This is a genomic window from Brachybacterium tyrofermentans, from assembly GCF_014897585.1.
Lineage (GTDB): Bacteria > Actinomycetota > Actinomycetes > Actinomycetales > Dermabacteraceae > Brachybacterium > Brachybacterium tyrofermentans.
The window spans coordinates 1-8,981 of record NZ_JABUXW010000049.1 but is presented as its reverse complement, the minus strand read 5'-3'; the positions used below and the strand labels follow the sequence as shown (position 1 = coordinate 8,981).

Annotated in this window: 3 protein-coding genes; all 3 read right to left on the bottom strand. The window is 65.5% G+C overall.

Features of this window, described 5'->3' with window-relative positions; translation table 11 throughout:
- Positions 1-218: 218 nt before the first annotated feature.
- The 3 genes from INT49_RS20135 to INT49_RS20125 all read right to left on the bottom strand — a co-directional run bounded on the left by INT49_RS20135 (position 219) and on the right by INT49_RS20125 (position 8,618).
- A complete protein-coding gene (locus tag INT49_RS20135) occupies positions 219-1,271 on the bottom strand; it encodes a hypothetical protein (protein ID WP_193119524.1) in 1,053 nt (350 codons plus the stop codon).
- 47 nt (positions 1,272-1,318) lie between these two features.
- Positions 1,319-6,763, bottom strand: coding sequence for a DUF4011 domain-containing protein (locus tag INT49_RS20130; RefSeq protein WP_226851085.1), 5,445 nt, complete (start codon positions 6,761-6,763; stop codon positions 1,319-1,321).
- Positions 6,764-6,998: 235 nt separating this feature from the next.
- Positions 6,999-8,618 carry a homing endonuclease associated repeat-containing protein gene (locus tag INT49_RS20125; RefSeq protein ID WP_193119522.1) on the bottom strand — a complete coding sequence of 540 codons (1,620 nt, stop codon included), beginning with the start codon at positions 8,616-8,618 and terminating at the stop codon, positions 6,999-7,001.
- Positions 8,619-8,981 lie beyond the last annotated feature (363 nt).

Sequence of the window (8,981 nt, the reverse complement as noted above, 5' to 3'; positions counted from 1 at the left end):
GGCGCCCCCACCCATTCTCCCCACCTCTCCCGGAATCGTGATGGTCGCCCACTCCCCGCCCCCCCCCCCCCCCCCCCCCCCCCCCGCTACACCCTCATCTGCGAAGAGCCGTGATAGTTGCCTACTCGCGACGCTGGCCATGACGCCCGCGGAGAACAGGTGATCGTGGCGGAAGAGTTTTTGGTGTGGGCGGAGCACTGCTGGTGGTGCAGATGCACTCAAAGCGGCTCGTCGACCAATCCCTCTCCCGTGGCGAAGACGAGATGTCCCGCGTTCCACAGTGTGAGGAGATCTGCATCGATGACGTGCGTCCTCACGGCAATCTGCCCGAGCTCAGCCCGGAACTCGGCGTTCACGATCCCGTTGGTAACCGCCAGAACTTCGTCGAGCCTGTGATCTGCGCACATGCTCTGCACCCCGCGCACTTCGGACTCTGAACCGGCCACGCCCTCACGGTTGTTCCTGAGCACCCACACGCCGATGGCGGTGCCATTGTTCTGCAGGATCGAGGCGTTCTCCTTCTCCGTTCCTGACTGAGACTCCGCGATCGTGCGCCAACCTTCTCCGTCCAGCAGATCACGGATGAGATGGAGCAGATCGCCCGGGGTGATGCGCGCCCAGGGGGTCTCACGAGGTGGCGAGTTCACATCCGGAACGGGCAGCCCGACCAGCGATGGGCTATGCACGGGGTAGTCCCAGAGGTCTACCTCGTCGCTCTCGTCCAGATCCTCGGCCGACCTCGGTGGCGCTGCTCTAGGGGCGGACAGCTCTCCTTCGATAACTTGTCCGGGCCCCTCACGTTGATCTTCGAGCTGATGAAGGGCACGGCCCAGGGCGCGCTGCTGCTCGATCAGTCTGCTCTCCCCATCGCGAGGGTGCTCGCCCTCCTCGAGGTTTCTGATCTCCCACGCCAGGCGTTCGGCTTGCTCGCGCAGCCGCGCGAGGGACTCCTGGCGTTCCTGAGATTGGGCACTATGTGTCTCCGCGGCACGTTTCGCCGCCAGGAGCGCGGCCTCGTCCTGTACAGCGCGGGAATGTGCCAGCTCCTGCTCGGCAGAGGCCATAGCCTTCTTTGCCTGCTCGATCTCCTCCCGTTTCGCTTCACGACTGCCGATGAGAGCCAGCACCCCGACAAGCACGATCACAAGGATGATCGCCGCGGCGATGAACGGGTGATCGGACACCCACCCCAATGCCACGAGAGCCGCTCCGACAACGAGAATGGCGCAGCAGCCACAGCCGCAGGCGCTGTCGTCTTTCGTCGACGCCACCACTCAGCTCTCCTTCGCTGCTGCGGAGCGTACGGTGCGCTGGAGAGTCATGCCTCGACTCCGCGAGTGATTCTCAGTCGCCCGCCGTCGTCGCGCACGCGTTCGAGCTCGATGGCTCTGTCGATCGCCTCGTCGAGGCGCACCGCGATCTGATCACCCGTGCGCTGCCAACCGAAGATCGCCCGAACGTGCCGAACGATTTCCTCGCGGGCCGACGATCCGGCATCTTTTACCGAGAGCTCCACAGCGAGCGCGAGCTCGTCAAGATGCACCTCGTCGACCTTGCGTCGCGTGGTGTCCGAAGGGACCCGGACTCCCCGTATTTGCAGTTCGCTGAGGTACAGGAACTCACCATCCCGCCTTATTCTCGAATGCTCCCGGAGTGCCATTTCGATGTTCCGTTTCACGCGGCTGCCGACGCTCCCCAGGTTCCACCAGTCGCGCAATCGCTCACGGACGATGTTCATATGAACGGGCCCTTCGCTCCGAACGAGGGCGGTCAGCCCATGCGCGATCATCGAGGCGCTGTCGGCGTCCGAGGGGTCTGTGCTCCAGGGCAGTTCCACCCTTGGCGCTTCCTGATACTCCTTCACCCAGGTCGGTTGTTCGTCTGGGGCAACGGCCTCCCGCGTCACCACCGCGAGAACGGGCGGCTCGATCGTTTCCACGACGCGCGCCGCGATGCTCTCGCCGGCAATCGCTGCCTCAATCGCTGCCTTCAGCTTCTTCTCTTCGTGCTCACGGTGCCTGTACCAGGCCGTCCCCCAGATGCGATACATGGTCCAGCCGAGTCCGCCGAGTATTGAGTCGCGCAGACGATCGCGATCACGCGCCGCAGGAGCCGAGTGGTACTGGAAGCCATCGCACTCCACACCTAGGACGAATCGGCCTGGTCTCTCAGGATGTCGCACCCCGATGTCCACCCGGTAGCCCGCAGCACCGACCTGGGGCTCGACGGCATATCCCCAGTCACGGATGCGCTGAATGACGGAGTCCTCGAACGGCGACTCGGGATCCAAGCCCGTGGGGCTCGCCGGAACGGCAAGCACTTCGAGGCCGCGCGCGGCGAACTCCAGGTAGTTCCGAAGCAGCTCGACGTTCTCGTTCAGGGACGGGGGGATGCGGTCCCCCGTCATCGACGCGAACACGACCACGGCCCGTCGAGCTCGAGTGATGCCGACGTTGAGGCGCCGACCGCCTCCCTTCTTGTTGAGAGGCCCAAATATGGTCGTGATCTTGCCGGCTTCGTCAGGACCGTAGCCGACGGAGAAGAAGATGACGTCGCGTTCGTCGCCCTGCACCGATTCGAGTGACCGCACGAAGAATCCGCCCAAGCGATTCGAGTCGTCGAAGTACTTCTCGAGGTCCGGATGTGATGCGAGCTCTGCCCGGATCGCAGTGTCGATGGCATCCTGCTGCGCCACGGAGAAGGTGACCACTCCCAGCGTGACGTCCGGGGTCGACCGGTAGTGCTCGATGACCCGCCGTGCGACGGCCTGCGCCTCCTTCGGATTCGAGGTGCTCCCACCTCGCTCGTAGACGCCGTCCTCCACCAGTTGGAAGCTGACGCCGAGGGTGTCGCCGTACTCCTGTGCGGAGGGGAAGGTGATGAGATCCCCCCGATAGAATTTGTAGTTCGAGTAGGCGATGAGCGACTCATGCTTCGAGCGGTAGTGCCACCTCAGCCCGAGGTTGGGGAAAGCTCCGGAGCCCTTCGCCAGCTCGAGAACGGACTCGAAGTCCTCGAGATCTGCCGTGCTGTCCTCGTCATCCGGACCGGCCTCGACGGAACGCTCGAAGAACGAGGTGGGAGGCAGCTGCTTCTCGTCGCCGGCCAGGATCACATTCCGACCCCGATAGATGCAGTTGATCGCGTCCTCCGGCGTCACCTGGGACGCCTCGTCGAAGATGACGACGTCGAAGGAGATATCCGGCGGCAGATACTGCGAGACGGCGAGCGGAGACATCATGAACACCGGCTTGAGGCCCTGCACGGCACCTCGGGCCTGACTGATCAGGTCACGTGCCGCCATGTGCTTCCGCTTCCGGCTGCCCTGCTGTCGGATCAGCCCCGGTTCACCGGTGCCGATATTCGGAGGGCGCCGCCTATTGGCTGCGGTGATGATCGTGCCTGCGGTGTGGAGGACTAGCTGCGTGTCGAGCTCCCGGAAGTCCGAGACGAGCACTTCCTTCTCCGCCGCTCCGAGCGGGGAGAGTCGCTCGTCGTCATCGATGAGATCCTCGACCCACGCTCGCAGGATCGATCGTTCGATGATGCGAGGTACCTGCTCGCCGTCCGGGTCGTTCGCACAGCAGAACTCGAAGGCAGCGCCCAGTCCGGCGTCGCGCAGGATGTCCCGCTGCTGGACGAAGTCCATCCATTCCTGCATGCCCAGCTGATCGGCGTTCAGTCCTTCGAGGATGTCGCGAGCGCTCTCGGGGTCACCGGCATCCTCGACAAGCTCGAGGCGTCGTCCCTCGTCAAAGTAGGCGAAGAACCGATCACGGGCGGCCCGCCAGTCGGTCAGCGACTGCTGCAGTCCGTCGACAGGCCCTGCGGACAGGAAACTACGCACGGACTCCGAGTGGAGTCGACCTCGAAGAAGCTCGCGGATCTCGCCGGCATGCTCGATCGCGAGATCGAGCCCGGGAAGGTCCGCCTGGTCATCACCCACGGTAGAACCGAGGGTCTCGCGGTGGCTGGGGAGAGCGACCGTAAGTGCACGGTGCTCGTGATAGGCACGCGCCACGAGTTCGATGACCGTTTCGGCCTCCGTGCCCGTCAGATCGCGCCCGAGGCTCTCGGCTGCCCAGCGGATCCGCCGCTCCTCGCCGACGAGGAGTTCCGCGAGATCCCGGAGCCAGCGGATGGAATCGTCGATGGGGCGGGGAACCAGCTCCGGCCGGCCCGCGTACTCGTCGTGGGAGGCGGCGCGCTGCACCCACTGGGCGAACGACTGCCGAGCCGATTCGACGACCGCACGCGCACCATGATTCGGGGTGTCCCCGGACAGGTAGGCCACGACACCTGCAGGAATACCGGAGGGGAACATCGCGGCGACCTCGGAGACCGCGTCGAGTGCTGCGTAGAGGCGCCGGTAGTCAGTCTGCGGCCCCTTCCAGTGCTGCCCGAGGATTCCCGATCGAGCTGCCGCGGACTGCTCCATCTGCTGCACTGCGGAGGTCCAGGCGATGGCTTCGCCCAGGTGGTCGATCCCGTCCTTCACGCGGGTCGCATCCTGGAGGAGTTCCTCCACGACTCGTTTGTCGGCCTTGTACTCCGCAGAGAAGTGCCGGAGCAGCCCGGTGTGCAGGGAGTCGAACCGATGCTGGAGCTCGGTGAGCGGGGCATTGAAGATCGCCGGGGTGAAGTGCCGGCCAGCCGCGGCCGCCGTCGCCGCGAGCGCGGTGCTCTGCTGTTCGAGCGCGGTCGCGGCCTGGCGTGCTTCCTGGTATCCCTGCGGCGTGAACCATCGCGCGTCAAGGTAGAGTTCTCGATCGCGCACGGAGACGATCTTTCGTACCGCCTCGGCGTGCTGATAGGTCGCCACCTCGGGAAGCCCCCATGCTGCGGCAAGTTCCCGGACGCCGCGGAGGCGCTCTTCGAGCTCGCTGGCCTGGCGTTCCAGGCCAGCGATGAGCTGTACCAGTTCTCTTCCGCTGCGCTCCCCCGTGGACCTCGGGAATCGCGAGGGATCTCTCGGGGACGGTGCCGGCGGCGCGAGGGCAGGATCGGAGAAGGCAGTTCGGGAACGACCTGTCGCGGCGTGAAGTGCATTGTCGGCATGATGCGCGGACTCGAGCTGGCTGCCGAGATCAGCGCGCGCTGCGCGAACACCGTCCAGGTCGTCTGCCGTGAGCCAAGTGCGAAGAGTCTCGCGGTCAGCGACGTCCGCGGCGAGTGACGCTGCGTCGACAAAGTTCGCGAGCTCCATGAATGAACCCAGGTCTAGAGCGGTGAGCGCTTCATGATGTTCTGCCGCCAATCGTTCCACCTGGGCGAGTTTGTGCAGCGCAGCGTCGATCTCCCGATCGAGCTGCCGAGTGGTCGTGACTCCGCGCCAGTGGAAGACGGACGCTTGGCGGGCTGGGCGCCAATTGCGCGAAAGATTCGTCGCGGCACCGAGGATCCGGGCGAGGGACTCATCGCTCAGGGATCGTGTGCTGAGTTCGGGGTCGGGTGCCTTCGGTGCGTCCGTGAGAAGCGCCAGTCGTCCGAGGACTTCGTGGACCGACTGCTGCAGCGGCGATCGCTTCTCATTCGAGGCCTCGGCATACGAGTTTAACTGCCTCCGACGGGCGACCAGGGTGCTCCGGCGGACCCCGTCGAGCTCCTGCGGGGGCTGAGCTCGATGCGCGAGCGTCGTCGCGAGCTCGTCGGCCACTGCTTTGCGGCTCGAGTTCGCAGAATGGATGTCGAAGAGGAATGACTCCAGGTCCACGCCTTGGAGGCGCTTCCTCACCACATCGAGAGCTGCGACCTTCTCCGAGACGAAGAGGACTGTCTTCCCGTCGTACATCAACGTGGCGATCATGTTCGCGATGGTCTGGGACTTGCCCGTTCCCGGTGGTCCGTCCATGACGAAGCTCCGGCCGGCGCGAGCGGCCGCGATCGCCACCCGCTGCGATGAGTCGGCGTCGAGGACGAGAGGCATGTCCTCGGGCGGAGCCGTCTCGTCGATGGTCATCGCGGAGAGCGGCTCAAAGGTGAACGCATCCGTCTGCTCGAGAGGGTTGGAGGTGGCCAGTGCGCGGACGATCGGATGCGCGCTGATGCGTTCCTGATTGTCGTGGAGGTCCTTGTACATCGCCTCCTTCTTGAAATCAAAGGCGGCGAGGAAGGCGCTGCGCTCGATCGACCAGCTGTCGAAGTCCTCGATGCGGCGGAGCATCGCGGAGAAGCCCTCGACGACGTCGTCGATATCTGCGTCATCAGGGTCCGGAAGCAGCGACAAGTCCGCCCCGCGCTCTTCGAGCGCAAGCATCAGCGCAGGGTTCAGCACATCCTCATCTGCCCCAGCCGTGAGCTCGAGCGGCGACCGGAGACCGCTGCCTTTCAGGGCCGACGGGACCAAGAGCAGCGGGCTGCTCATCTGGGTTCCGTCCTCCTGCTCCCAATGGAGTATGCCGAACGCAAGGTACAGAACAGAGAGCCCACGTTCGAGGAACTGCTCGTCCGCCTTCCGCTTGAGACCCCGAAGTCCAGCCGTCACGTCCTTCTGTGACCGTGCGGCGATCAACGTCGGGCGGTCGGGGCGCGGCAGCGCCTCCTCCTCACCCTCCTCCGTGCCACGGATCGCGTAGGTCTCGTGCCCTCGGATCCCGCGGAGGATCACCGATGCCTCGGGAGAAACGAGCTTCAGGACTCCCCGCTGCTGAGCCTTGAACGACAACAGTCTGTTCCGTCGAGAAAGATCGACGAGCTTGCTTCGCCACGCCTCAAGGGCTTTGAGGACGGCCGCATCTGTGACCACGTAGACAACACCTTTCATCTGCGGTCCGGGCTCCCGGCGAAGCAGACCGTCCCGGCGAGAACTCCAGAGTCACAGAATACGAGAAAGTGCTGACAAATCAGGACACGTGTCAAGGGCTCACCTCCGGGTTCAGGGGTTCGCGTGGGACCCCTGGGAGCCGTTGCACCCGCGACTGACACAGCGGCCGTCGAGTCGGTGCAATCGGGGCCGCCACGTACGGGCCCTGCGAGCATGATCGTGGCCGGGCCTCGCTTCAGGCCGAGACGTCTTCCGATCCCTCCGAGCGCTCCCGTGATGCACCGATCGCCGCCGACCACGAGCCGAACCGATCGATGACCGTGGAGAGGGACGGCGCTCCGCTACCCGACGCCCAGGCGCTGTATGCGGCACTGGTCCCGGCCGGAGCGTCGGCCAGGAAGTCGTCCAGGAACGCGCCGACCTCCTCGCGACTGCGGCCTTTGACCTTCGCGGCATTCGGGGTGCCGCCGGCTTCGGCGAGCATGACGGACCACGTCTTGCCGCTGCGTCGCTGCAGTGTCTGCATCGTCGGGTGCCCGTTCGCGCGCGCCCAGTCGCGGTACTGGTTGGTGGTGACCGCGGGACCGAGATCCTGAATCGCCGCGCGGATGTGCTCGGCCGGCGCAACCTCTGCAGGAGGCGTGTCCCAGTCACGCTCTGCCGTGACGGCCTCGACCCAGTCGGGGTCGAAATGGCCGGGGTCGTTGATCACCTCCAGGGCGGTTGTGACGATCTCGACCCAACTGCCGGCGTGGTGCCCACGAAGGCGCTGACGGACGAGCGCGCCGGAGGGCGCCGCGGAATGCTCAGCGAGCCAGTCGGAGACAGCGATGAATGTCGTGCCCCCATCGGGAGCGCGGACCGCGGCGACGACGGCCGCCCAGAGTTCCTCCGTCGTAAAGGCACTCCGAGGAGCGCCCATCACCTCGGCGAGCTCTGCTGCGCGGAGCGCCTCGTTCCAGGTGCCGAAGCGAATCGCCGCCGTCTGGTGACCAGGGATGCCGCGGGTCCTCGCCCAGTCGGAGAAGGCCTCGCAGGTCTGCTTCCCCGTCTCCGCATGGAAAGTGCGGAGATCGTCAATGATCTGCTCCTCGGTGCGACGGGTCGAGACCCGGCTCTCCGCGAACGTCGACTCGTGCCGACTCCGTCGTCGCCCGAGCATCTCGCGCACCTGATCCTCCGAGAGCCCCAGCTCTGCGACGGACTCCTCGATCGGAGCCGCAGGGTTCGCGCGAGACCACGCCTCGACGGCGGACTCCTGCTCCCGCCGACGATCTGCCCGCAGCGATTTCGCCGCCGCGTTGAGGTTCGTGCTCGACCAGGGCGTGCTCCGAGTCAGGATCTGACGAATGCGCTCGCGCGTCACACCGAAGTGATCCCCGATCTCCTGGAGGGTCGCCCCGAAGCCGTACAGCTGAGCACAGCGAGCGGCCCGGGCATCCGTGCACTCCTCGCCTGCGAGGACCGTGTCGAGGAAGCCGGGCTCCCCCAGCTCGACGACACCCGCCTCCTGATCCCGCGGAGCCCGCACTATGCGGAGCACGTGGGCATGGGGCACGCCGAAGACTGCTTCGGCATCGAACCAGGTGACCTCGCCATGATCCGTACGCCACCTGCGCAGGCGACGTCTCATCGCCGTACGAATGGTGAGCGATCCTCCGGGGACGAGCGCGTCGAGCGCCGCATCCACATCGTCGAGGCAGATCTCGAGCATCTCCGCGATCTCGCTCGCGAGGAATCCCTGCTGGGCGAGGTCAAGGGCTCGACGGACGACGTCCTCCGCGAGCGGGGGCCGAGTCTGCAGGGCATCGCCGACGTCGCACGACTCGGAGCGGGAGAGCAAGTTGGCGGTCATCGGATCCTCTTCCATAGCAGCTCGGTTGCTTGATATGCCGAGTGTGTCGGAAGGGTCCGACGGACGAAGGGGCCGTGCAGTCACTCGTCTCTGTCAGCCATGAGCCAGTTCGAGAGCACAGCGTCTCAGCCAGGCCAGCCGGGCTAGCCAGGCGAACGGGACGACAGCTACCCAATCCGGACACCAAAGAGGTTCAGGAGACACGTGCCGCGACGAACAGTCCTCCTGACATCAACGGGTCGTGGTTGCACGAGACGCTTAATTCTGCGTCTCGCAGCCAGCAGTTCAATCTCACCGATCCTCCAGTTGGTGGTGTCATAGCGTCTAAGCAACACTCCCGGTCGGTGGGGGCTTGAGGCGAGG